Source organism: Mesorhizobium sp. B2-3-10 (genome assembly GCF_006442275.1).
GTDB lineage: Bacteria > Pseudomonadota > Alphaproteobacteria > Rhizobiales > Rhizobiaceae > Mesorhizobium > Mesorhizobium australicum.
This window is the reverse complement of sequence record NZ_VFVT01000013.1, coordinates 26,577-51,728: the sequence shown is the minus strand read 5'-3', so window position 1 is coordinate 51,728 and position 25,152 is coordinate 26,577. Positions and strand designations below refer to the sequence as shown.

Genomic DNA, 25,152 nt, shown 5'->3' with positions numbered 1-25,152 from the left:
TTTAGCGCCGCCACCAGTCGCGGCCTGATGGCAGCCGCTCGATGCCGGCCGCATCGACCGCGCTCAGGCGATCGGCCACGCGTTTGCCGCCGACGGCAAGATCCGGCGCGATTTCGGCCAGCGGCGCCAGCACGAAGGCGCGCTCCAGCATGCGCGGGTGCGGCACTTCCAGGCCCATTTCATGGATGATGCGGTCGCCGAACACCAGGATGTCGATGTCGATGAGGCGCGGCCCCCACCTCTCCTCGCGCACGCGTTTGAGCTTTCGCTCGGCATCGAGGCAGAGGTCGAGCAATGCCCGCGGCGACAGCCGCGTCGACAATTCGGCGGCCGCGTTGAGGAAATCCGGCTGGTCGAGCTTGCCCCAGGGCGGTGTCCGGTAGAGCGAGGAGACGGCGGCCATGTCGGTATCGGGATCGGCGTCGAGGAGGCGCAACGCCGCTCCCATCGACGCCGCCGGATCGCCCAGATTGCCGCCGAGGCTCAGATAGACGGTGTTACTCGGGCCAGACAACGGTCACCTCGACGTAATCGAGCACGCCAGGCACCGGCGCATTGGGCTTGCGAACGGTGACCTCGGCTTTCCGGATCTGGGGAAAGCGCCCGGTGAGAGCCTTCGCGACTTCCAGGGCCAGCGCCTCGATCAGGCAGCGCCGGTGTCCCGTGATGATCTCCTCGATGACGGTGAAGGCGACGCCGTAATTGACGGTTTCCCCGATGGCGTCATCGACGAGCGCGCGTCCCGGCTCGACGGTGAGCGAGGCATCGACGTAGAAGCGCTGCCCCAGCGCTTCTTCCTCGTCCAGCACGCCGTGCCGGGCAAAGAAGGCGCAATTCTTCATGCGGATGACATACATGGCTCAGCGTTCCGATCCGGTTTCCCGCGCCAGCATAGCATCCGCCACCGCCAGCGCGTCCACGTTGATTGCGATATCATGGACGCGAAACAGATGCGCGCCCTTGAGCCGGAGAATGACGCTGGTCGCCGCCGTGCCGGCCGCCCGATCAGCGGCGTCGCGGCCGGTGACGGTGCCGATGAAACGCTTTCGCGACGTACCGGCCATCAGCGGGAAGCCGAGCGCGCCAAGCTCGGCAAACCGTGCCATCAGATCGAGGTTTTCCTCCGCCGTCTCCTTGGCGAAGCCGAAGCCGGGATCGAGCACGATATGGCCGTCGGCGACACCTTGCCCGCGCCCGATCTCAAGCGATTTTCCCAGGAACGCCAGCTGGTCGGCGATCACATCGGGCAGCTTGTCGCGATCCCGTCCAGTATGCATGATGACAAGCCCGGCGCCGGTTTCGGCCGCCACCCGCGCAATGTCGGGCTCACGCTGCAGACCCCAGACATCGTTGACGATATGCGCACCGGCCTTGACGGCGAGCCGCGCGGTGTCGGCACGATAGGTGTCGACGGAAATCAGCACGTCGCCGACCTGCGCCAACGCCTCGATCACGGGCAGGATACGGGCCTGCTCCTCGCTGGCCGATATCGCGGCGGCGCCCGGGCGCGTCGATTCTCCGCCGACATCGATGACGGCGGCTCCTTCCCCGATCATGCGGCGCGCCTGGACGAGCGCGGGTTCAGGAGCATCAAACAAGCCGCCATCGGAGAAGCTGTCGGGTGTGACATTGAGGATGCCGACGACCACGGCCTTGCCGCCAAGCTCGAGATGGCGTCCATGCGCCAATTGCCATCGCCCCGCCGTCATTGCGCTTCAACCATGGGCTCATCAACCAAGATGCCATCAACGATGTGTGATCCGCATTGGATCAATTCCGTTGCGCCGGCGAAGGCCGTAAAGCAAGGTGATTGAAGAGGCAACATGATGATACGATCCCTGCTCTGCGCACTGCTGCTTACCGCCGCCGTTCCGGCGAATGCGGCCAATCTGGTGAAGACATACAGCTATTTCGCCATTGGCGGCAGAACGCTGGAGGATATCGAGCAGCAACTTGCCAAACACGGGCCCCAGGTCAAAAGCACGGGGTCGCGCCACCCTGGCGCCACCCAGATGGCTTTCACGACACGCATCAGCTACGCCAGCCAGCCGGGCTCCTGCCGGATCGCCGACGCGGTCGTCACCGTCAAGGTCAAGGTGATCCTTCCGGAATGGCGCCGCCCGCGCAAAGCCGACGCCGATGTGCGGCTGTTCTGGGATACCTTGTCCGCCGACATCAAGCGCCATGAAGACCGCCATGTCGAGATCGCCCAGAACCACGGCCGCGCGCTGGAAGACGCCCTGAAGGCAGCTTATCCGCAGAAGGATTGCGATGCCGCAAAGGCCAAGGCCGCCGCGATCACTGCGGCCGAGCTTGCCAAACACGACAGGGACCAGGTGCGGTTCGACCGTGTCGAAGGCGCCAATTTCGAAAGCCGCATCCTGCGGCTGCTGCGTTACCGGATGGAGCGCATCGAGAGCGGCCAGTTGCGGCCGCCGGCCTGAATCTCCCCGCCGCCTCCGTTCGCCTGGATGCAAGCCAGCCGGGCGGAAGCGTAGTGCCAGCTTGGAATTTTTTTTCGAGCAACCGTCGAAATCGGCCTATACGGAACGACATATCCAGGGTTGCCAAGGGCACAATCCAGAAGCACGGGCATCACGATCGATCACGCCGCGGATGCACCAGACAAGCCCAATGGTGATGCGGCAGCGCAAAGCGCATGGACGAGAAGATTTATGGACCAGGCTGTCGACAAGCAGGCCGTGGCGGCCGTGAGCGCGCCGCTGAGCGAAAGCGAAAAGAACGCCATTATTGGCGGCGTTCTCCTGTCGATGCTGCTGGCAGCCCTCGACCAGACCATCGTCGCGCCCGCCATGCCGACCATCGGGCGCTTGCTCGGCCGTGCCGAATACCTGCCATGGATCGTCACCGGCTACCTCTTGACCGCAACCGCCGTGGCACCGCTCTACGGCAAGATTTCCGACGTCTATGGGCGTCGGCCAACCGTCTACGCGGCAATCCTCATCTTCCTTGCTGGATCGCTGGTCAGCGCACTGGCCCCCAACATGTTCGTCCTCATCCTGGGTCGCGCGATCCAGGGGGCCGGTGGCGGCGGTCTTTTCGCGCTGACGCAGACCGTGGTCGGAGACCTCGTCCCGCCGCGCGAGCGGGCGCGCTATGCGGCGTGGTTTTCCGGTACCTGGGCCGTTGCCAGCGTCGCCGGGCCGCTGCTGGGCGGCACCTTCGCTGAGCATCTGCACTGGTCTCTCATTTTCTGGATCAATATCCCGCTGGGCTTTCTTGCCATGGCGATCATCAACAAGCCGCTCAAGAAGCTGCCCATCGCGGCCAAGAACCACAGCATCGATGGCCTCGGCGCATTGCTGCTGATCGTGGCAACGGCGCTGTTGCTGCTGGCACTGAACTGGGGCGGCAGTGCCTATCCCTGGTTATCGCCGGAAGTCATCGGCGTCCTGGCGTGCTCCGCGCTGTTCTGGGGCGCCTTTGCCTTGCGGCTAATGCGGGCGGCCGAACCGCTCATCTCGCTCGAGGTGCTGGGCAACCCGATCGTCCTGGCCGGCACCCTGTCGATGTTCCTGCTCCAGGCCTCCAGCGTCGGCCTTGCCGTGTATCTGCCGGTCTATCTGCAGTCGATACTCGGCCTCACGGCCAGCGAGTCGGGCATTGCAATGCTTGGTCTTCTGCTTGGAACCGTGGGCGGCGCCGCTTCCAGCGGCCGCCTGATACCACGCTTCACCCACTACAAGCGCATCGCCATGGTCGGCGTCGTCTTCGCCATCCTGTGCACGGGCCTGCTGGCTTTTGTCGCCGGCCATGCATCGCTGCTTGTCGTCGAAGCCCTGACCATCTGTATCGGGCTGGGAACCGGCACGACATTTCCGGTAACCACCGTGTCCGTGCAGAACGCCGTCGACCGCATGCATCTTGGCGTGGCGACGGGGGTGCTTACCTTTCTGCGTTCGCTGGGCAGTGCATTGGGGGTGGCGATGCTCGGCGCGGTCGCCCTTGGCTTTGGGTTGCCGCTGGCCGGCGAAGGCGTTCAGGTGGCTGGACATGTCGTATCGGCCCAACCCTTCGTGATGATCTTTCTCGTCGCGGCCGGCACTCTGGGATTAGGCCTCGTCACGCTGACGCTGATGCCCGAGAAAGAACTTCGGGGCCACGTCGATGATCCGGCGCCGATCCTGGCGGAATAACTAGCCGGAAACGCCGAGCTTCTTTTGCAGGCTGGTGGACGAGGTCGTGTACTGGAACACGATACGCTCGCCGGGGCTGACGATGCGCTTGGCGGCCTGCGCCATCAGCGCCACCTCGTGAAAGCCCGATAGGATCAGCTTCAGCTTGCCCGGGTAACAGTTGATGTCGCCCACCGCGAAGATGCCGGGCACCGAGGTCTGGAACTTCTCGGTATCGACCGGGATCAGGTTCTCGTGGAGATTGAGCCCCCATTCCGCGATCGGGCCGAGCTTCATGGTCAGTCCGAAGAACGGCAGCATGCGGGTGCAAGGCACCTCGATGTCGCCATCCGGGCCGCCCTTGATGGTGGCCGATGACAACTGGCCATCGGCTCCGGTGAGCCCGGTCACCTGACCGACCCTGAATTCCAGCTGCTTCATCTCCTGCATGGCGTACATCTTGTTGACGCTGTCGGGCGCCGCGCGAAACTCGGCCCGCCGGTGAACCAGTGTCACGCTCTTTGCCATCGACTGCAGGTTCAGCGTCCAGTCGAGCGCCGAGTCGCCGCCGCCGACGATGACAAGGTCATGGCCGCGGAAGTCCTCCATCCGGCGCACCGAATAGAAGACGCTCTTGCCCTCATAGGGTTCGATGCCCGGGATCGGCGGGCGCTTCGGCTGGAATGAGCCGCCGCCGGCGGCGATGACCACCACCTTGGCCTCGAATACCTCGTTCTCGTCCGTGGTGACGCGAAAGCCGCCGTCTTCCAGCTTCTCAAGGCTGGAGACCATGCGGTTATAGGTGAATTCAGGCTGGAACGGCGCGACCTGCTCAAGCAGCTTGTCGACGAGCCCTTGCGCCGAGATCGAGGGCCAGCCGGGAATGTCGTAGATCGGCTTTTCCGGATAGAGTTCCGCGCATTGGCCGCCAGGCTTGTCGAGGATGTCGATCAGGTGGCATTTCAGGTCCAGCAGGCCGAGCTCGAACACGGCGAACAGGCCGACCGGCCCCGCCCCGACAATGAGGACGTCTGTGCTGATGATGCCGGTCATGATGCGCCTCGCTGCGAAAGTCCGGGCGAGACTGCATGACCAGCGGCCCGCTGCCAAGCGTCAGCGGCAAAAATCGCCCGTGCTGGCTTCAGCCCTGACGCTCGGGCACCCGGACGATCAGGCCGTCGAGCGCGTCGCGTACCTTGATCTGGCAGGACAGGCGCGAGTTCGGTTGGACGTCGTAGGCGAAGTCCAGCATGTCTTCCTCCATCGCCTCGGGCTCGCCGACTTCGGCCGTCCATGCCTCATCGACATAGACATGGCAGGTCGCGCAGGCGCAGGCGCCGCCGCACTCCGCCTCGATGCCCGGGACAGCGTTGCGGATGGCGTTCTCCATGACCGTCGAGCCGTTTTCGGCGTCCACGTCGAAATGTGTGCCGTCATGGGCGATGAAGGTCAGTTTGGTCATTTGTCACCTGAAGGGAGTTTCGCCCCGGACGAAGGGAGTTCGCCCGAGGGGAAAGCGAGTTTCGCCCGAGATAATCACTCCGGCAAACAAGTCAACTGCCGTGCGAAAGCGGCGCTCCGTGACGTTTTTGTCGCAAACCTGGATCAGCGATTGATGGCGGCGATGAAGTCGCGCACTTCGTCGATCAGCCTGCCTAGCCGCTTGAGCGTCTGGGCGTCCTCCGGGCGATGCTCGATATCGGTGACGCAATCGGCGATGGCGAAGGCACCCACGCCACGGGCCGACCCTTTCAAACCATGAGCCAGCAGGAGCCGGTCCTTGATGTCGGCATCGACTATTTTGTCGCGTACCGACAGTGCCTGCTGTACAAATAGCGCCAGCACCTCTTGCTCGAGGGCGCGGTCGCCCATCGTTTGCCGGGCAAGGTGTGCCAAATCGACCGGTCGGGACTGCCTCGTTCCCGATACGTCGCCCCCCGGCATTGAGAAGGCAATGCCGCTTTCGCCACGCATGAACTCGAACTCCATTTTCTTCGGTCGCCTGAAAACCTAGGCGAATCCAGTGGACAACGGGTTAATGGATGGCCCGGAAAAATGTTGCGAAAGCGGCGCCCAAATCACGCTTCCGTTAACCTTATATTTAAAGTTTTACGTATCCCGCGGAATGCATGTTTTCTTTACCCCCCTGTGTCATTACGATACGAGGGTCCATTTTCAGCCTCCTGCGCGGGGGTAAGACAAGCACAATTATAAGCCCCCGCGGCAGCTAGTACAGGGTAGCGAAGGCATGGCGAAGAAACCAACAACGACCAGAACTCTCGACAGCGACGTAGCCAGGGAACTCGAAAAAGCGCTCGATCTTGACCTGAGCGGCGATACCGATAGCGGCGACCTCGATATCGCGGCCTCGATGGAAGATCTGGAAGCGCAGATATCACAGGCCGCCGACGAACTGGCACGCGAGGGACGCAATCAGCAGCCGGCGCCCGTCGTCAATCAGCCCCAGGCCGCGAAGCCCGCGCCAAACGCCAAGCCGGCCGAACTTCGCCCGGTTGAGACGCGCAATGGTGGCCAGCCCGCCGGCTTCGCGCCAGCCAACGACGATCGTCAGAAAGATTACAAGACCCTTCTGCACAGCCTGAACAGGCGCGCCTCCAACACCATTTACTGGGTTATCGCCTTTGTCTCGCTTGCCTGGATCGCGGGCGCCGGCGGACTGGCGAACCTGCTTTTTGGACCGAGCATCTGGCGGATCCGCACGCTGGACCAGTTCTTCGCCCGCCCCGAACTGATCGGCCTTGCCGTCGCGGCTATCGTGCCTGTCATCCTGTTCTGGGCCTTCGCGACGATGATTCGCCGCGCTCAGGACATGCGCATCGCCGCGCAATCGATGACGGAAGTGGCCTTTCGCCTGACCGAGCCGGAAAACATGGCCCAGGATCGCGTCATGATGATCGGCCAGGCCGTCCGCCGCGAGGTGGCTGCCATGGGCGAAGGCATCGAACGCACCCTTGCCCGTGCCGTCGAACTGGAGACGCTGGTCCACAGCGAGGTCAACCAGATCGAGCGCTCCTATTCGGAAAACGAAACCCGCATCAGGTCGCTGGTCGACGGATTGGGCAGCGAACGCGAAGCAGTGGTCACCCATGCCGAACGCGTCCGCGCCTCGATCTCCGGCGCGCACGAGACGCTGCGCGATGAAATCGGCGCGGCAAGCGACATCATCCGTGACAGCATCCTCAACGCGTCGACCAAACTGTCGATGACGATCACCAATTCCGGCGACACGCTGATCGACCGCATCAACGAAAGTTCGATGTCGATCTTCGATTCGGTGGAGGGCCGGCTCGACAACATTACCGACAGGCTTTCAACCTCCGGCGAGGCTTTCGCCAGCCTGCTCGACACCCGTATCGCCAAGCTGACGGACACCACGGACGGCTTGACCCGTTCGTTGACGGACCTGCTCGACGATCGCACCACCGGCATGGTGTCGCTGCTCGGCGGCGCCGCGCGCACCCTCAATTCCGAGTTCGAGGCCAGCCTCAACGGCATCGAACGCACCTTGGCCGAACGCGGCCAGGCGCTGATCAGTGAATTTCAGACCCGCGCCGAAGCGCTGGACACCGGCACCCAGAAGCTCAATGCCGCGCTGGAAGCCCGCGCCCGCCAGATCAACGAAACGCTAGTCGAGCGCGCGCGCGAAATCGCCCACACCTTCGCCGAGAGCAAGGACACGCTGTCGGCCATGATCGATCAGGGCAAGACCCAGATCGGCGCCGACATGGCCGACATCGTCACCTCGACCTCTTCCATGCTCGAAGCGCGCGCCAGCGATTTCGCCGGCCGCATGGAGGCAGCCCGCCACGTCGTGTCGCGCTCCTTCGACGCCGACATCCAGCGGCTCGCCGACGCGCGCGTCGGTATCGAAGAAGCCGTCGAAAACCATAGCCGCAAGCTCTCCGAGAGCCGCGAGCGCATGGCGGCAGCCATGCAGGCGGACCTGGAGAAATTCGACGAAGGCCGCGCCGGCATCGATGCGGCGGTGACCAACCAGGTGCAGAGGCTGGCCGAAGGCCGCAGCCTGATAGCGCGTGCGCTCGAAGAAGACCTGCGCAAGGTCAACGAATCGCGTGCGGCCATCGATGCGTCGCTCGGCAGCCACCTCGAAAGGCTGGAAGAAGGCCGCAACCGGCTCTCACTGGCTCTCAACGAAGACTCCGGAAAATTGGTGCAAGCTCGTACCATCATTGATGAAATGGTGGCCGGGCATGTTGGAAAACTGGCCGAAGGCCGCAACATTTTGTCGCGCGCCTTGGAGGCCGATCTCGGCAAATTGTCCGAGAGCCGCGCCGACATTGACGGCCTTGTCGCCGGCCAGGTCGAGAAAATCGCCGAGGGCCGCGCGGTGCTCGCCAAGGCGCTGGAAAACGACATTGCTGGTATCAAGAACCTCATCGAGGCGCATTCGGCGAAACTGGCCGAGGACCGCACGCAGCTTGGCCGTTCGCTCGAAAGCGACCTGTCGGGGATACGCGGGCTGATCGACAGCCATTCGGGACGCCTGGCGGAAGACCGCAGCCTGCTGTCGCAGACGCTCGAAGCCGACCTCGCCAAGCTGGCCGAAAGCCGCTCCAGCATCGACGGTCTGGTCGCCGGCCAGGTCGAGAAGCTCGCCGAGGGCCGCGACATCCTCAAGCGTGCGCTGGAATCCGACCTCAATACGATCAAGAACGTCATATCGAGCCAGTCGGACAGGCTGGCCGAGGATCGCGGGCAGCTCTCACGTGTTCTGGAAGCCGATCTGCAGAATGTGAACAGCGTCATCGCCGACCACATGAACAGGCTGGTTCAGGATCGCTCGACCTTGTCGAAGGCGCTGGAGGACGATCTCGCCAAGCTGGCCGAAAGCCGCTCCGGCATCGACGGTCTGGTCGCCGGCCAGGTCGAGAAGCTCGCCGAAGGGCGCGATATCCTGCGCCGCGCATTGGAAGCCGACCTCAGCACGGTCAGAAACACCGTTGCCGACCAGTCCCAGAAGCTGGTCGACGACCGCGCCCAGTTCGCCCGCGCGCTGGAGGCCGATCTCGAAACCGTCAACAGACTTGTCAACAGCCACTCGGACCGACTTGCCCAAGAGCGATCGACACTGTCAAAGGCGCTTGAGGCCGATCTCGAGGCTGTCGGCAGCCACGTCAGCAGTCACGCGGAACGGCTTGTGCAGGAGCGTTCGACCTTGTCGAAGGCACTTGAGGCCGACCTTGAGACTGTCGGCACCCACGTCAACAATCATGCGGAACGGCTTGTGCAGGAGCGTTCGACCTTGTCGAAGGCTCTCGAGGACGATCTTGCCAAGCTGGCCGAAAGCCGCTCCAGCATCGACGGTCTGGTCGCCGGCCAGGTCGAGAAGCTTGCCGAAGGCCGCGATGTCCTCAAGCGTGCGCTGGAGGCAGACCTTGCCAAGCTGGCCGAAAGCCGCTCCAGCATCGACGGTCTGGTCGCCGGCCAGGTCGAGAAGCTCGCCGAAGGCCGCGACATTCTCAAGCGTGCTCTCGAAGCCGACCTCCAGAAGCTGACCGAAAGCCGCGGCGATATCGACGATATCATCGCCGGACATGTCGGCAAGTTGTCCGAAGGCCGCAACATGCTCAGCCGCGCGCTGGAAGATGATCTCGGCAAGCTCGCCGAAAGCCGCAAGGAGGTCGATCGTTCGCTGTCCGGCCACATCGACCAGATCGCGGCCAGGAGCACGGACATTTCCGCCGCGATCGCCGCCGATGTCGACAAGATCGAGCAGGCGTTCAGCCGCCAGACCGGCATCATCGAGGAACGCGCCGGCACCATGGAGCGCGCGCTCTCGACTGGTGTCGACAACGTCCGCAACGTGCTCGAGAAGAGCGCTGTCTTCGTCGCCGGCGCATTGCGCGAAAAGGTGCTGGAAGTCACCAGCACGCTGCACGAACAGGCCGGTGCGGCCTTCAGCGACGCCGATCGCAAGATCGCCGAGCGTGCCGAGCAGACGTCCGCCGCGCTGCTGGCCCGGGCTGAAGACATCGCCCGCACTTTCGAGGAGGCCGATCGTCGCCTCCACGCCCGTGCGGAGGATACGTCGAACGCCCTGCTCGCCCGCGCCGATGACACCTCCAGCTCGCTGCTGGCCCGTGCCCACGAAACCGCCGATCAACTCGCTGCCCGCGCCGGCGAGATCGCCGGCACATTCGACATGGCCGACCAGAAGCTCGCCGCCCGTGCCCAGGAAACCGCCGATCAGCTGGCCGCCCGCGCAAGCGAGATTGCCGGCACGTTCGACGCGGCCGACCAGAAGCTGGTCGCCCGTGCCGTGGAAACGGCGCAGTCGCTGGCCGCTCGCGCCGGCGACATCCTGCGGAACTTCGAAAGCGCCGACCAGCGGCTCGGCATGCGCATCGGCGAATCCGCCGAGGCGCTCGCCGCCCGCGCGTCGGACCTCGGTCGTATCTTCGATGCCGCCGACCAGCATTTGGTCTCGCGCATCGCCGAGGGTTCGGACGCGCTGTCCAGCCGGGCATCCGAAATCGCCCGCATCTTCGACGACGCCGACCAGCGCCTGGTTTCGCGTATCGCCGACAGCACCTCGACGATCGGCGAGCATGCGCAGACCATTGTCGGCGCCTTTGCAAGCACCGAGCAGCGGGTCGCCGATCGCGCCCGCCAGACCGGTCAGGAGCTGGCCGTGCACGCCCGCGAAATCGAGCAGGCGCTTGCCGGCGCCGACGAGCGTCTTGCATCGAGCGCGGCGGCAGCGGCCGCCCGTGTCGAAGAACAGATCGCTGGGGTCGAAAACCGGCTCGCCTACACCACCGAGACGATGGGCCAGAAGCTCAATGAGCAGGTGTCGAGTGCCGAGGCACAACTCGTATCGCGTGCCAATGTGATCGCGGAAACCTTCACCGCGGTCGGACAACATATCGGCCAGAGCACCAATGACGCGGCCAAGACGATCGGCGCCAACACCCGCGAGCTCAACACCATGCTCGCGGCGCGGTCGGCCGAGATGTCGAAGATCCTCGACGAAACCGCGCGGCCTTTGGTCGAGCGCTTCGCCCAGGGCGGCTCGGAACTGCAGAAGAGCATGGAAGAGGTCACGGAACGCGCGACCGAGAAGCTGCGCAGCGAGAATGCAGCCCTGGTCAACGCACTGGCCAGCCGCACCGCCGAAACCTTGTCGGCGGTCGAAGGCGCCCGCTCGTCGCTGTCCGACAGCGTCGCCGATCTGATCGGCCGCATGACCAAGTCCAGCTCGCAGCTCGGTCAGCTGATCGAGCAGGCCGCGGTCAACCTCGGCGAGGTCGACGAACGTCTGACCGGCAGCACGCAAAGCTTCGCGGCGACCACCGAAAAGGCGGCGCAGACCTTTGCCAGCTCGGCGCGTCTGGTCGATTCCAACACGACGAGGCTGACGGAACTGTCGTCGTCGACCTTGCGCGAAGTCGCCTCAATCGCCACCAAGTTCGATGAACACAGCCGCTTGCTGGCCAGCGCCTCGGACCTGTTGAGCTCGGCCCAGAGCAACCTCGAACACACGCTGGAAAGGCAGTCCTCACTTGAGGACCTCGCCGTCGGCCTGGTCAAGAAGTCGGAAGATCTCGAACGGGTCATGCGCTCGTTCGAAAATCTCGTCGGCCAGACCCTGCAGAACGCCGAGGGCAAGACGATGGAGTCCGCCGACAAGATCCGCAACGCCATCACCGACGTCGTCGATTCGGCAACCAAGCGTTTCGCCGATGCGACCGAGGAGATGCGGCGCACCGCGGGCTCGATCAAGAGTGAACTCGACCTCACCCGCGCCGAGCTCAAGAAGGGCGTCATCGAGATGCCGGAAGAGGCAAAGGAGTCGACATCGGCCATCCGCCGCGCGGTTTCCGAGCAGATCAACGCCTTGAAGGAGCTTTCGGACATCGTGGCGAAGTCCGGTCGTGGCAGCGACACTTCAGAACCGCGCCCCTTGCGTCCTGCGCCGCAGGCGCCGGCCGCACGAGCCGCCGAGCCGCCCCGTCGCGCCCCCGCACCGCAGGCGGACCTGCGCCCGCCACAGGCACCGCTGGGCGGCGCGGGACTGCGCGGCACGCTCGATCTGGAGCGCCCGGCTGAGGCAGCATCGCGCCAGCGTGCCACCGACGCCACTGCCCGCGCGCCGCAAGGCGGCTGGGTGCGCGATCTCTTGACCGCCGCGTCGAACGATGCCGAGCTCAGGCCGGCGGCTCCCCAGGCGCCAGCGGAAGCCCCGCGCGCGGCCCCTGCCCAGCGTTCGCCGGCACATGTCGTGGAATCGCTGAACTCGCTGTCCGTCGATATCGCGCGGGCCATCGACCACGATGCCTCGATCGAGCTGTGGAACCGCTACCGGCGCGGCGAGCGTGACGTGTTCACGCGCAGGCTCTACACGCTCAAGGGCCAGCAGACGTTCGATGAAATCCGCCGCAAGTACCAGGCGGAGGCCGAATTCCGCACCGCCGTCGACCGCTATTGCGACGATTTCGAGAAGCTGCTGAAAGATGTCTCGCGCAACGACCGCGACAACATCATGGCGCAGACCTATCTCACGTCGGACACCGGCAAGGTCTACACCATGCTGGCCCATGCAAGCGGCCGCCTGCATTAGGTGGTCGACAAGCCAAACCGAAAAAGGCGGGGGATTGTCTCCCGCCTTTTTCTTGAAGGAACTGACTCGCCACCCGGAGACGCATCCGGGTTTGATCTCGCTTTCCGGAACCGGATCCTGAGTTGTGAAGACGGCAATCATCTTCGACTGCGAATTTCTCTGCCTTGAGGGATCACAACGCCGATTCTGGTGCGCGGCCCATGATCTCGATCCGATCATCGCGCAGATCGGCGCGGCAGGCTCGGCCTCGAAGGTGATTCCCCGTGCTGGGCACGCACAAGGCCTATATCAGACCGGTCGACCGGTTTGGCGAGCGGTACACGCTCGATCCGTTCTTCACTGGACTGACCGGCATCACCGAAGAAATCATCGAGGCCGAGGGCGTCGTGCTGGAAGATGCTCTTGCGGGCGTCGATCGTTTCTCCGATGGGGCTCGGTTCTGGTCCTGGGGCAAGGACAAACTGAACATGATCGCCATCAGTTGCTATGTCGCGGGCATCAGGCCGCCTATCCCGGCCACCCGGTTCGACAATGCGGTCAAGCTGCTGGTCGCGGCCGGCATGCCGATCGAGGACCTGGCAAGGACGCCGAGCAACAAGCTTGCGGATTATTACGGCGTCGAACATCCGCCACTGCAGGGGCATGACGCGCTCGACGATGCGCTGTCCGTAACCTACACCCTGCAGCACCTGATGAAGACTGGAAAGCTGCGGCCGGACACCTTCGACCGTCCGTAACCCGGAAGCGTTGGTGGAATCCCGGCGCGCCTGGCGCTCAGATTACCGAATCGGTCCAGCGAACGACCTGCTTGGCCGCATCACCGAAGGCGGCGTCGAGCGCGCCGACATAGGCCGGGTTGCCGCTGCCTGAAACGGGTGCCGATGCGGTGAAGCTCTTGGAAGCCTTCACTTCCCCGTTGCGGTCGTTGAGCAAGCGCACGAACAGGTTGACCTCGGCATGTTCGCCGCCATTGACGCGCACTTCGAAGGAGCGAACCTCGACGATCACCTGATAGTCGATCGCCAGCCCCTCGCCCGGCTTGCCGACGCCGGCAAAGCTGCCCGAGCGCTGGAACGTCTCGGCCAGCCGCGCCTGCACGATCAGCGGCAGGCGGTCGGCCCATTGCGCGCCCTTCAGATACTGGATCGAGCCGTCGGAGGGTTTGATGACGATGTTCTGGCTGTCCAGTGCCTTCAGCGCCGAAGGCTGGGCGATCAGGATTTGCTTGCGGCTGTGGCCATGCGCGTCGACCGAGGGCGCCGACAATTCGAACGTGTCGAGCGGTGCCGGCTTGCCGCCGAGCGCCGCGCAGCCGGCAACCGCCAGGACAAGCAGCGCCGCAGCCGATTTCAACCCGCCCGTTCCAAGCCTACTCAATCTCACGCGTGATCCCCGTTATCCCCTGATCGCAAGATCAACCCGCATTTCACGAGCACTGTTCTTGCGGCGGGCCGATGCCGAAGTCAACGCCGCGCCCTGCCGTCGAACTGCCGAACCTCGCCGTCGCCGCCCGAAAGGATGCGCTGCGGATTGCGGCTGAGATCGGTCACCGCCTCCTCGATGCGGTTGATCGAGCGGCGGCTATCCTGCACCAGCGCCTCGACATTCTGCAGTCCCTGGCCCGAGAAGCGCGCCAGATTGTCGGTGATGACCCCAAGCCGGGCATTCAGCGTATCGGCGACCTGCTTGAACGATTTCAGCGTATCCCTGGCGTCGGCCATCACGCCGTCGGCCTGGCCCGAGCCGAGCAGCTTGTCGACCTTGGCGAGAATGCCGTCGACCCGCACCGAGGCGTCGTTGAGCCGTTGCGCCAGCTGCCTGGCGTCCTTGATCGTCTGGTCGATGTCGTCAGCCCGATTGGCGATCTTGCCGGTCACCTCCGCGATATCGGCAGCCGCCTTGTTGGCGCTGTCGCTGGCCTTCTGGATGTTGGCGAGCGCTTGGCGCACCTGCGCCGGATCGATGCCGTCGAGCACGCCGTCCACCTTGGCCAGCGTGCCTTGCGTCTGCTTGGCGAAATCGTTGACCGATCCCACCGCCGTATCGACGTTCCTGATCACACCGTCCAGCTGCTGCGAGGTTTCCTTGAGGTTCCCCGTTACCGCATCGACATTGGCAACGATGCTCTTGATCTTGTCCTTGTCGACGGCATTGAGCAGGCCTTCCGCTGCCTTCAACGTGCCGTCGAGCTTGCCTGAAACGCCTTTCAGCTCATCGGACAGCGCGCTGACGGCGGACAGGAATTTGTCGATGCCGTCGGAATTCCTGGCCAATGCATCGGAAAACGTCTGCACGTTGTGCACGGTCTGCGTCAGCGGCCCGCGTACGTCCTTGGTGAAGCCTTCCAGCTCCGACAGCACCTTGTCGGCGCGGGTGAAGATGTTTTGCGCCGTCTGCAGCAGATTGGTCACGGCGGAAGGATTGGCGACGATCTCGGCGACCTTGCCTTCCTTCTCGGCCTGGTCGAGCAGCTTGACTTCCTTGGGGTCGGCGCCCTTGAGTTCGATATTGGCCTGCCCGGTGAGGCCGGCGAGGCCGATATCGGCCTGCGTCGACTTGGTGATCGGCGTCATCCGGTCGATCTCGGTGTCGGCGATGGCGACAGTCGGATTGTCGACGTCGATATAGACGCGCTTGACGTCGCCGACCTTGACGCCGTTGAACAGCACGAAGCTGCCGCGGCCGAGACCAGAGGCCGAGCCCGGAATGCGCACCCGCAGCAGCGTCGTCTCGCCCCTGTCGCCGATCGCCGCCGTCCAATAGACGAAGGCGAACGCCGCCAGGATCGCAACCAGCGTGAAAATGCCGACAATGACGTAGTTGGCTCTGGTTTCCATTGCTTCACTTATGGCTATGCACGTGCGGCAAGATCAAGTTGCCGTGCGCGTTTTCCGCGGAAATAGGATTTTACCCACGGCTCCTCGCTCTTCAGCATGTCGTCGATCGTGCCTTCGACCAGCACCTTTTTCTTGCCGAGCACCGCCACGTGGTCGCAGGCGGTAAACAGCGTGTCGAGGTCGTGGGTCACCATGTAGACGGTCAGATCCATGGTGTCGCGCAGCTTGACCACCAGTTCGTCGAACTCGGCCGCGCTGATCGGATCGAGACCTGACGTCGGCTCGTCGAGAAAAACGATGTCGGGATCGAGCGCCAGGGCGCGGGCAAGTGCCGCACGCTTGATCATGCCGCCGGAGAGTTCGGAGGGAAACTTCTGCGCCGCATCCGGCGGCAGTCCGACCAGCTCGATTTTCAGCAGTGCCAGTTCGTCCATCAGCTTTCTTGGCAGATCGAGATATTCGCGCATCGGCACCTGCACGTTCTCCATCACGGTCAGCGCCGAAAACAGCGCCCCATGCTGGAACAGAACGCCAAGACGCATGTCGATGCGCAGCCGCTCGAGATCGCTTGCCTTGTCGACGTCGACGCCAAACAGTTTGATTGTTCCCGACTGCTTGGGCATCAGTCCGAGAATGGTTCGCAACAGCACGGACTTGCCGGCGCCCGAGGCACCGACGAACCCCAGTATCTCGCCGCGCTTGATGTCGAGCGACAGTTTGTCGAGGATCAGCTTGTCGTCGATGGCAACGGTGACGTCGTGCACCGAAAGCACGATTTCGCTCTCGTCCGGCGCCTCAGTCGTGATTCCGTTTCCCTTTGCCATGTTACTAGAACTGGATCGCTGCGTAGAACATGGCGAAAAGTCCGTCGAGAATGATGACGACGAAGATCGACTTCACCACCGAAGCGGTCACGTGCTGACCGAGCGATTCGGCACTGCCGCCGACCTTCATGCCCTCGACTGAAGCGATCGTGCCGATGATCATGGCCATGAACGGCGCCTTGATCAGCCCGGCGAAAATCGTGCTGAGATCGATTGCGACACGCAACCGGTCGATGAAGGCAGCGGGGGGGATATCGGAGTAGAGCCAGGCCGCGACAATGCCGCCGCCGAGCGCGGCGAAATTGGCGATGATCGTCAGGCAGGGCAAGGCGATCACCAGGGCAACCAGACGCGGAAAAACCAGGACGCCGATCGGATTGAGGCCGATGACCTTCAGCGCGTCGACCTCCTCGCGCATCTTCATCGAGCCGATTTCGGCGGTGATCGCGCTGCCGGAGCGGCCGGCGATCATGATTGCCGTCATCAGCACGCCGAGTTCGCGCAGGATCAGCACGCCGACTAGGTCGACGACGAAGATGTCGGCGCCGAAATAGCTCAGCTGATAGGCACCCTGCTGGGCGACGATGGCGCCGACGATCGCCGACATCAGCACCACCACGGGGATAGCGCCGACGCCCATGCGATCGATCTGGTTGAAAATCGCCGCCGGGTTCACGGCATGGCCACGGCCGAGCTTCATCTGCGCGCCGCGGATGGTGGCGCCCAATATGTTCATCGAGGCGAGGAAATCGTCGCGCATCTCGTAGACGCGCCGGCCCACCGCCTCCAGTGCCCGAATGACAATGTTGGGCGGTCCCGCCGGTCCGGCTTCGGGTTCGCGCCGGACGGCCTCGCTCACCGCTTCGAGCAGGATGGAAGCGACGTCACTTTGGCCTTGCAGTCTTACCTCGACATTCTTCTTCTCGAAGACGCTGACCAAGCGGTCGATCAGCCAGGCGCCGGCGGTGTCGATCTTCTCGATTTTCGAAAGATCGAGCGCCAACATCTTGAAACCGCTTCGTTTCTCGATCTTGCGCATCTCGGCGTCGATCAGCGCCACCGTCCGCGTCGTCCAGATCCCGGAGAACGCACAGCCGAGGACCCCATCCTCCTCGCCGACCGCGACGCGCGGGTCGTGGTCAGCCCCCGAGGCGGTCGTGCCGCTTGCGTCGCGTTTGCCGATGGTCAACATGGCGTCCTGTTTAGCCTGATGGGTTCGACCTTGTCGATTTGCCGACAACCCTTCTCGCATAGCCGGAGCAGAAAAATATGGCGCGTGTCATTTCGGTCGAGGCCGAACGTTTTCCCATCGCCGGGACCTTCACCATTTCGCGCGGCTCCAAGACTGAGGCCGAGGTCATCACCTGCACGATCAGCGACAACGGCCATGTCGGTCGCGGCGAATGCGTTCCCTACAAGCGCTATGGCGAGACCATGGACGGCGTGAGCGGCGCGATCGCGGCGATGCGCGACCGGATCGCCGGCGGAATGGACCGTGCCGCCCTGCTCGACGCAATGCCTGCCGGAGCGGCGCGTAACGCCATAGACTGTGCCCTGTGGGACCTTGAAGCCAAGATCAGCGGCAATCCGGTGGCGAACGCAATCTGGCCGGCCCCTTTGCATCAGCTCGAAACCGCCTACACGCTGTCGCTCGGCGAACCGGAGGCGATGGCGGCGCAGGCCCGCGCCAATGCCGGCAGGCCGCTGCTGAAGGTCAAGATCGGCGGCGACAACGACGCCGCCCGCATCCAGGCGGTGAGGCAGGCGGCGCCTGGGAGCCGATTGATCCTCGATGCGAATGAAGGCTGGACCGACGACAACATCGTCGCGAATCTCGCTTTTGCCGCGAAGCAAGATATCGCCTTGATCGAGCAGCCGCTGCCGGCGGGCCGTGACGGCATCCTGCGCCACATAGCCCATCCGGTGCCGATCTGCGCTGACGAGAGCGTCCATGAAGCAGGGAACCTCGAGGCGCTTGTCGGCCTCTACGACGCCGTCAACATCAAGCTCGACAAGTCCGGCGGGCTGACAGCGGCGCTCACCTTGCGCGACCGCGCCCGTGAGCTGGGTTTTGGCATCATGGTCGGCTGCATGGTCGGCACGTCGCTGGCAATGGCGCCGGCGGTGCTGCTCGCGCAAGGAGCGGATTTCGTCGACCTCGACGGCCCGCTGCTGCTTGCCCGGGATCGTGTGCCGGGTCTCGTTTACCAGGGATCGCTCGTCTCACCCCCGGACCGGGCTCTGTGGGGCTGAGCGCGCGGCAAACCCGATCAGCATAAGGCCGACGATCGCGATCGGGATCATCGCCAGGAATCCATCGACACCGAGACGGTCATAGAGCGGGCCGGAAACAAGCGTAACGGCGGCCATGAAGAAGCCGTTGAAGAAATAGGCGATGCCTTGCGCGGCACCCGTGCGCTCATCGGAGACGGTCTCGCCGATCATTTTCTGCAGGCCAATCAGCACCATTGCGACAGACACCGAATGCAGCGACTGCACGGCAAAGAAGCCGGCGGTGCCGAGGCCGAGCGGCCATATCAGTGGAAAGATGATCCAGCGCACAACGGAGCCGACGCCAGCAATCACCATCACCTTGACGACAGACACGGAGGCGAAAATGCGATTGAAAAACAAAAACATGCAGACTTCCGACACCACGCCCCACGCCCACAGCAGGCCGACAACGGAATCGCTGATGCCGATTGATTTCCAGTAAATGGAAACGAAACCGTAGAGGAAGGCGTGGCTGGCTGTAATGATGCCGACGCCAAGGGTGAAGGAGAGGAAATAAGCGTTGAACAGGCTTGGCGCCGCATGCTGGATTTCCACTGCCGACAGCGGCGAGGCCTTTCGCGGCCGTCCCATGCGCGGTGCCAGCAGGCCTGCGATGAGTGCCGCGCCAAGGGCAAGGAATATGATCACCGGGACGGCTCCAGGCCCACTGGCCGCCAGGATGAAACCGCCGGCGACATTGGCCAGGAGATAACAGATCGACCCCCATTTGCGCATGCTCGCATAATTGGCCCCGAAGCGGCGCACGCCCGAGAGCGCCAGCGAATCGGCGATCGGCGAATGTGGCGTCCAGACAATGGTCAGCACCAGCGACACCGCCAGCACCGTCGCGTATGTCGGGGTCAGGAAGTATCCCGCGGACAGCAGCAGCGATGCGGCGACGAGCACGACATAGACATCGGCGCGGTCCCTGGCTCGATCGGCAAGTGTGGTCAGCAGCGGCGTCGTTACGACGCGCAGGAACATCGGCGCCGCCAGGATGACCGCGATCTGCTCGGCATGAAACCCCTTGGCCTGCAACCAAAGCGGGAAATAGGGCAAATGGGTGCCAAGCGATATGAACAACGTGCCGAAGATCAGGCTCATGCGCAGTTCAAAACGGCTCGGCTTCACGAGTTGTTCGGGTGAAAGCGGTGGCAGCGGCATGAATCGATCCAATGACGCTGCGCTCAACGACCGGCGAGCAGCGCAAGCCGATCCTTAACATGAGCAAAAACCGGACGAAACCGGCTGGACCAGTCGATTAACACCAGAAATTGCAGGGCCGGCTTCCGCCTCAGGCCGCCTGCACCACCCTGTCCTCGATCAGCAGCGGGATGAAGGGCTCGTCAAGCGCTTCAGGCAATACATGCGCCCAGGTCAGGATTTCCATGCGGCCGTCGAAATGCTCGACCACGGCGGTGCAGCTCTCCACCCAGTCGCCGGTGTTGATATATTGTACTTCCCCATAGCTTTCGATGGCGGCATGGTGGATATGCCCGCAGATGACGCCGTCGACATGCGAGCGTCGCGCTTCCTCGCTGAGCACTGTCTGGAACGAGCCGATGAAGTTCACCGCCTTCTTGACCTTGACCTTGGCCCAGGACGAAAACGACCAGTAAGGCAGGCCGAGCAGCTGGCGCAACCGCGTGATCACCCGATTGACTTGCATGGCGGCGTCATAGGCATGGTCGCCGAGATAAGCGAGCCAACGCTGGTTGTGGACTACAGTGTCGAACTGGTCGCCATGGATGACCAGCAGCCGCCGGCCATCGGCGGTTTCATGGATGGCGCGGTCGGCAACGACGATGCCGCCGAAATGCACGCCCTGGAACTGGCGGGCGAATTCGTCGTGATTGCCGGCGATATAGGTGATCGAGGCGCCCTTGCGCGCCTTGCGCAGCAGTTTCTGCACGACGTCATTGTGGCTTTGCGGCCAATGCCAGCTGCGCCTCAGGCGCCAGCCGTCGACGATATCGCCGACCAGATAGATGATGTCGGCGTCGTGGTAGCGCAGGAAGTCGATCAGGAAATCGGCCTTCGCCGCCTTCGAGCCCAGATGGACATCGGAAATAAACATGCTGCGGAAAGTGCGGGGCTCTTGGCCTGACATCGCGGATTCACCCTTGCTTTCGAGCAGCCTATGCCCCGATTCATGCAACAACCGTATGACGGTTGCGATTGGTCCAGCGCTGGCGCTAGCCTGCCGGGCAAATCAAAGGAGAAAATCGTCATGGATCTCGGTATCCGCGGAAAGAAGGCCATCGTCTGCGCTTCGAGCAAGGGGCTTGGCCGTGGCTGCGCCATGGCGCTGGCCGAGGCGGGCTGCGACATCGTCGTCAATGGGCGCAATGCGGAGCTGGTCGCGAAAACCGCCGCGGAACTGCGCCAGCGCCATGGCGTGACGGTGACGGAAGTGGTCGGCGACGTTTCTAAGCCGGAGATACAGAAAGCGCTGCTCGCCGCCTGTCCGGAACCCGACATCCTCGTCAACAACAATGGCGGACCGCCATTGCGCGATTTCCGCGAACTCGATCGCGGAAAAATCCTCGAAGGCGTGACCCAGAACATGGTGACGCCGATCGAACTGGTTCAGGCGGTCATTGACGGCATGGCTGCGCGCGGCTTCGGCCGCATCGTCAACATCACCTCGCTATCGGTCTACGTCCCCATACCCGGCCTCGACCTGTCGTCGGGCGCGCGCGCCGGCCTGACCTCGTTTCTCGCCGGCGTGGCGCGCACGGTGATCGAGCGCAACGTGACCATCAACAGTCTCTTGCCCGGCAAGCTCGACACTGACCGACTGAGCGGCCCGCATGAGGCTGGCACGCCGGAGGATCCCAAGGCGGCCGCGGCGCGCAAGACCCGCATCAGTGCCGACGTGCCGGCCAAACGGCTCGGCACGCCGGAGGAATTCGGCCAGATCTGCGCCTTCCTCAGCTCGGTCCATGCCGGCTACCTGACCGGGCAGAATATACTCGTCGATGGCGGTCTCTACGTCAGCGCTTTCTGACCGAAATGTCGGCAAAGCGGCGCGAAACATCCGGCATGTAACAGCCGTAAGTGTCTGACATCTAAAGATTTTCGATGCGCTGGCGCTTAAAGATGCCGGCGCGTCAATTAGCGTCGCGAAAAACCTTGGCCTCATGCTAAAAGGACTCCCGAAGCAGGTTTCGAGGAGCGGCCGCATGGAAGGCGAGAACAAGAAAACGGCACGTTCGGACCTCGACGAAGCCGCGCTCTATTTCCACAAGCACCCGACGCCGGGAAAGCTCGAGATCCAGGCGACCAAGCCGCTCGGCAACCAGCGCGACCTGGCGCTCGCTTATTCGCCCGGCGTCGCCGCCCCTTGCCTCGAAATCCGCGACAATCCGGCGACGGCCGCCGACTACACGGCGCGCGCCAACCTGGTCGGTGTCGTATCAAACGGCTCGGCCGTGCTCGGCCTCGGCAATATCGGGCCGCTCGCCTCCAAGCCGGTGATGGAGGGCAAGGCGGTCCTGTTCAAGAAGTTCGCCGGCATCGACGTCTTCGACATCGAGATCGACGCGCCGGAAATCGAGCGCATGGTCGAAACCGTCGCCGCTCTGGAGCCGACCTTCGGCGGCATCAACCTCGAGGACATTAAGGCGCCGGAGTGTTTCGAGGTCGAGGAACGCCTGAAGGCTCGCATGAGCATACCGGTGTTCCATGACGATCAGCACGGGACCGCCATCATCGTTGCCGCTGCCGTGCTCAACGGGCTGGAATTCGCCGGCAAGACCATTTCGGACATCAAGGTCGTCACCTCCGGCGCGGGTGCTGCCGCACTAGCCTGTCTCAATCTTCTCGTTTCCCTCGGCGTGCGCGTCGAAAACATCTGGGTCACCGACCGGTTCGGCGTCGCTTACAAGGGCCGTGTCGACGAGATGGACCGTTGGAAAGACCCTTATGTGAAGGACACCGACGCGCGCACCCTGGCCGACGTCATAACGGGCGCCGATGTTTTCCTCGGTCTCTCCGCCGCCGGCGTGCTGAAGCCGGAACTGCTGCAACACATGGCACCGAAGCCGCTGATCCTGGCGCTGGCCAATCCCAATCCGGAGATCATGCCGGAAGTGGCGCGCGCGGCCCGTCCAGACGCCATGATCTGCACCGGACGGTCCGATTTTCCCAATCAGGTCAACAACGTGCTTTGCTTCCCCTACATCTTCAGGGGTGCGCTCGACTGCGGCGCCAGCGCCATCAACGAGGAGATGAAGATGGCGGCGGTGCGGGCCATCGCCGCCCTTGCCCGCGAAGAGCCTTCCGATGTCGCCGCGCGCGCCTATTCCAGCGAGACGCCGGTCTTCGGACCCGAATTCCTGATCCCCTCGCCCTTCGATCCGCGCCTCATCCTGCGCATTGCGCCGGCGGTGGCCAAGGCAGCCTGCGACACCGGTGTGGCGACACGGCCGATCACCGACTTCGCCGCCTATATCGACAAGCTCAACCGCTTCGTCTTCCGCTCCGGCCTGGTGATGAAGCCGGTGTTCTCTTCCGCCAAGGCCTCCAGCGCCAAGCGCGTCATCTACGCCGACGGCGAGGACGAGCGCGTACTGCGTGCCGCCCAGGTTGTGCTTGAGGAAGGCATCGCCGAGCCGATCCTGATCGGCCGCCCGCACGTCATCGAGGTCAGGCTGAAGCGCTATGGCCTGCGTATCAAGCCCGGGGTCGATTTCGGCCTGATCAACCCGGAGGACGATCCGCGCTACCGCCACTATGTCGACCTCCTGATCGAACTCGCCGGCCGCCGCGGCGTGACGACGGAGGCCGCACGCACCATGGTGCGCACCGACAACACGGTGATCGCCGCACTTGCGCTGAAGCGCGGCGATGCCGACGCCATGGTCTGCGGCCTCGAAGGCCGTTTCGAGCGGCATCTGCGCAATGTGACGCTGATCATTGGGCCGCGCACCGGCATCAAGGACCGAGACCTGTCGACGCTATCCATGCTGATCTCGCAACGCGGCATCATCTTCCTCACCGACACCCACGTCTCCGTCGACCCGACGGCCGACGAGATCGCCGAGATGACCGTGCTGGCGGCGGAAGAAATCCAGCGTTTCGGCATCGAGCCGAAGGCGGCGCTCTTGTCGCATTCGGATTTCGGCTCGCGCGATTCGCCGAGCGCCCTGAAGATGCGTCAGGCCGCGGCGATCCTGGCGCGCATCGCGCCGGAGCTGCAATGCGACGGCGAAATGCACGCCGATTCCGCTTTGTCGGAGCATCTGCGCCAGCGCGTCTATCCGCATTCGCGCCTGAAGGGCGAAGCCAATCTCCTGGTGTTCCCGAACCTCGATTCGGCCAACATCACGCTGACGGCGCTGCGGGCCATGATGGATGCCTTGCATGTCGGCCCCATCCTGCTCGGCACCGACAAGCCGGCGCACATATTGACTCCCTCGGTGACCTCGCGCGGTGTGGTCAACATGACGGCGCTGGCGGTGGTCGAAGCCGCGCATAAGGCCCAGGCGATCGCCAATCTGGACTGAACCGGCGGTCGCGATCGGATTGATCCGGCCCCGATTGAGGTGTGGTGGCGACGCGCCACGGACCGCATTGGCGGGATCGAATGTTGCGAACCGACAACTCTTAACCGAGTAATCCGGCATCGGACGAATGCGGATTTCTCGGACCGGGTCAATTTGATATGGTCACACCGTCTGATCGGGCGGTGAAAATGTCATGAGAGCCCTGTTGCTCGCTTCGGCAATGCTGACTGTGATTGGCGGACAGGCGTTCGCCGCCGACGCCGTCGGGCTGGGCCCGGCCGCGCATGACTGGTCCGGCGTCTATGTCGGCGGGCATCTCGGCTATGGTTTCGGCAAAACCGACGCGACCTACAACCTGCCAGATACGCCAGCGATCCGGGGCACGCAGGACTACGACATGGACGGCTTTCTGGGCGGTGTCCAGATCGGCTACAATTACCAGGTCAATTCCGCGGTTCTGGGGATCGAGGCCGATATTTCGGGCGCCGATATCAAGGGGCATTCCGACGAGGTCAATGTCGGCGGAGGCGATGTCTACGACACCAAGGTGGATTGGTTCGGATCGATCAGCGCCAGGGCAGGCTATGCGTTCGGCAGCACCCTTGTCTACGGGACCGGCGGCCTCGCTATCGGAGGTGTCGAGAACCGGTATCTCGATGGCCCCGCCGACAGCTATTCCGAAAAGAACACCAAAACTGGCTGGACGATTGGCGCCGGGCTGGAGCAGGCAATCACCGATCATTGGTCGGCAAATGCCGAATACCGATATGTCGACCTGCGGGATCAGACGATCAATTACGCGCCCAACTCCAATACGACTTTCGACAACACGTTCAGTACGGTCAGGATCGGGATGAACTACAAGTTCTGACGGCCCACCCTGCCATTGCCGGACTGATTGGCACATAGAATGCGCGCGGCTTTCAGCCGGCAACTAAGCAACTTCCGAAATGGACGATTAACCGCGAA

At 63.5% G+C, this 25,152-nt stretch carries 20 protein-coding genes; 8 read left to right on the top strand and 12 right to left on the bottom strand.

The genetic code is table 11. The features are described 5' to 3' along the window. Position 1: 1 nt before the first annotated feature. The 3 genes from folK to folP are packed head-to-tail and all read right to left on the bottom strand — an operon-like array spanning position 2 to position 1,709. Positions 2-514, bottom strand: a complete 513-nt coding sequence (gene folK, locus FJ943_RS28200) for a 2-amino-4-hydroxy-6-hydroxymethyldihydropteridine diphosphokinase (protein ID WP_140726813.1) — start codon at positions 512-514, stop codon at positions 2-4. Beyond that, positions 498-857, bottom strand: a complete 360-nt coding sequence (gene folB, locus FJ943_RS28195; protein ID WP_140616272.1) for a dihydroneopterin aldolase — start codon at positions 855-857, stop codon at positions 498-500. Before folB ends, folK begins: the two co-directional genes overlap by 17 nt. A 3-nt stretch (positions 858-860) precedes the next feature. Beyond that, positions 861-1,709, bottom strand: a complete 849-nt coding sequence (folP, locus tag FJ943_RS28190) for a dihydropteroate synthase (protein WP_140726810.1) — start codon at positions 1,707-1,709, stop codon at positions 861-863. A gap of 114 nt (positions 1,710-1,823) precedes the next feature. Here folP and FJ943_RS28185 point away from each other — a divergent pair, with 114 nt between their 5' ends. Beyond that, positions 1,824-2,444 carry a DUF922 domain-containing protein gene (locus FJ943_RS28185; RefSeq protein ID WP_140616268.1) on the top strand — a complete coding sequence of 207 codons (621 nt, stop codon included), beginning with the start codon at positions 1,824-1,826 and terminating at the stop codon, positions 2,442-2,444. A 231-nt stretch (positions 2,445-2,675) separates the two neighbouring features. Next, the gene (locus FJ943_RS28180) at positions 2,676-4,157 is read left to right on the top strand and encodes an MDR family MFS transporter (RefSeq protein ID WP_140726807.1); all 1,482 of its coding nucleotides are present in this window, start codon (positions 2,676-2,678) and stop codon (positions 4,155-4,157) included. Here FJ943_RS28180 and FJ943_RS28175 read toward each other — a convergent pair whose 3' ends face one another. The 3 genes from FJ943_RS28175 to FJ943_RS28165 all read right to left on the bottom strand — a co-directional run bounded on the left by FJ943_RS28175 (position 4,158) and on the right by FJ943_RS28165 (position 6,110). Then, a complete protein-coding gene (locus tag FJ943_RS28175) occupies positions 4,158-5,189 on the bottom strand; it encodes an NAD(P)/FAD-dependent oxidoreductase (protein ID WP_140726804.1) in 1,032 nt (343 codons plus the stop codon). An 88-nt stretch (positions 5,190-5,277) separates the two neighbouring features. After that, a complete protein-coding gene (locus tag FJ943_RS28170) occupies positions 5,278-5,598 on the bottom strand; it encodes a 2Fe-2S iron-sulfur cluster-binding protein (RefSeq protein WP_015317672.1) in 321 nt (106 codons plus the stop codon). A 143-nt stretch (positions 5,599-5,741) separates the two neighbouring features. Continuing rightward, a complete protein-coding gene (locus tag FJ943_RS28165) occupies positions 5,742-6,110 on the bottom strand; it encodes an Hpt domain-containing protein (protein ID WP_015317671.1) in 369 nt (122 codons plus the stop codon). Positions 6,111-6,384: 274 nt separating this feature from the next. Here FJ943_RS28165 and FJ943_RS28160 point away from each other — a divergent pair, with 274 nt between their 5' ends. Beyond that, positions 6,385-12,738: a kinesin gene (locus tag FJ943_RS28160; protein WP_140726801.1), complete on the top strand. Its 6,354-nt coding sequence runs from the start codon at positions 6,385-6,387 to the stop codon at positions 12,736-12,738. Between the two features lie 263 nt (positions 12,739-13,001). After that, a complete protein-coding gene (locus FJ943_RS28155) occupies positions 13,002-13,475 on the top strand; it encodes an exonuclease (protein ID WP_224599053.1) in 474 nt (157 codons plus the stop codon). Positions 13,476-13,512: 37 nt separating this feature from the next. Here the strand turns inward: FJ943_RS28155 and FJ943_RS28150 are convergent, their stop codons facing one another. The 4 genes from FJ943_RS28150 to FJ943_RS28135 all read right to left on the bottom strand — a co-directional run bounded on the left by FJ943_RS28150 (position 13,513) and on the right by FJ943_RS28135 (position 17,591). After that, on the bottom strand, positions 13,513-14,091 hold the full coding sequence (locus FJ943_RS28150) for an ABC-type transport auxiliary lipoprotein family protein (RefSeq protein WP_181174664.1): 579 nt from the start codon (positions 14,089-14,091) through the stop codon (positions 13,513-13,515). Between the two features lie 110 nt (positions 14,092-14,201). Further along, a complete protein-coding gene (locus FJ943_RS28145; RefSeq protein ID WP_140716826.1) occupies positions 14,202-15,575 on the bottom strand; it encodes an MlaD family protein in 1,374 nt (457 codons plus the stop codon). A gap of 14 nt (positions 15,576-15,589) precedes the next feature. Further along, on the bottom strand, positions 15,590-16,399 hold the full coding sequence (locus FJ943_RS28140; RefSeq protein WP_023783273.1) for an ABC transporter ATP-binding protein: 810 nt from the start codon (positions 16,397-16,399) through the stop codon (positions 15,590-15,592). A 4-nt stretch (positions 16,400-16,403) separates the two neighbouring features. After that, positions 16,404-17,591, bottom strand: a complete 1,188-nt coding sequence (locus FJ943_RS28135) for an ABC transporter permease (RefSeq protein WP_015317665.1) — start codon at positions 17,589-17,591, stop codon at positions 16,404-16,406. Between the two features lie 77 nt (positions 17,592-17,668). On the opposite strand from FJ943_RS28135, the gene dgcA reads away from it, so the two are divergent. After that, positions 17,669-18,652 carry an N-acetyl-D-Glu racemase DgcA gene (dgcA, locus tag FJ943_RS28130; RefSeq protein WP_140726797.1) on the top strand — a complete coding sequence of 328 codons (984 nt, stop codon included), beginning with the start codon at positions 17,669-17,671 and terminating at the stop codon, positions 18,650-18,652. On the opposite strand, the gene FJ943_RS28125 is transcribed toward dgcA, so the two are convergent. Both FJ943_RS28125 and FJ943_RS28120 read right to left on the bottom strand, forming a co-directional pair. After that, positions 18,623-19,837, bottom strand: coding sequence for an MFS transporter (locus FJ943_RS28125; RefSeq protein WP_140726794.1), 1,215 nt, complete (start codon positions 19,835-19,837; stop codon positions 18,623-18,625). The genes dgcA and FJ943_RS28125 overlap by 30 nt on opposite strands. Positions 19,838-19,967: 130 nt before the next feature. After that, positions 19,968-20,750, bottom strand: a complete 783-nt coding sequence (locus FJ943_RS28120; RefSeq protein ID WP_181174663.1) for a UDP-2,3-diacylglucosamine diphosphatase — start codon at positions 20,748-20,750, stop codon at positions 19,968-19,970. A gap of 153 nt (positions 20,751-20,903) precedes the next feature. Between FJ943_RS28120 and FJ943_RS28115 the strand changes: the two genes are divergently transcribed. From FJ943_RS28115 to FJ943_RS28105, 3 genes are all read left to right on the top strand, one after another. Next, on the top strand, positions 20,904-21,683 hold the full coding sequence (locus tag FJ943_RS28115; RefSeq protein WP_140726788.1) for an SDR family oxidoreductase: 780 nt from the start codon (positions 20,904-20,906) through the stop codon (positions 21,681-21,683). A gap of 175 nt (positions 21,684-21,858) precedes the next feature. After that, positions 21,859-24,183 carry an NADP-dependent malic enzyme gene (locus tag FJ943_RS28110; protein ID WP_015317660.1) on the top strand — a complete coding sequence of 775 codons (2,325 nt, stop codon included), beginning with the start codon at positions 21,859-21,861 and terminating at the stop codon, positions 24,181-24,183. Between the two features lie 193 nt (positions 24,184-24,376). Further along, on the top strand, positions 24,377-25,054 hold the full coding sequence (locus tag FJ943_RS28105) for an outer membrane protein (protein WP_140726785.1): 678 nt from the start codon (positions 24,377-24,379) through the stop codon (positions 25,052-25,054). Positions 25,055-25,152 lie beyond the last annotated feature (98 nt).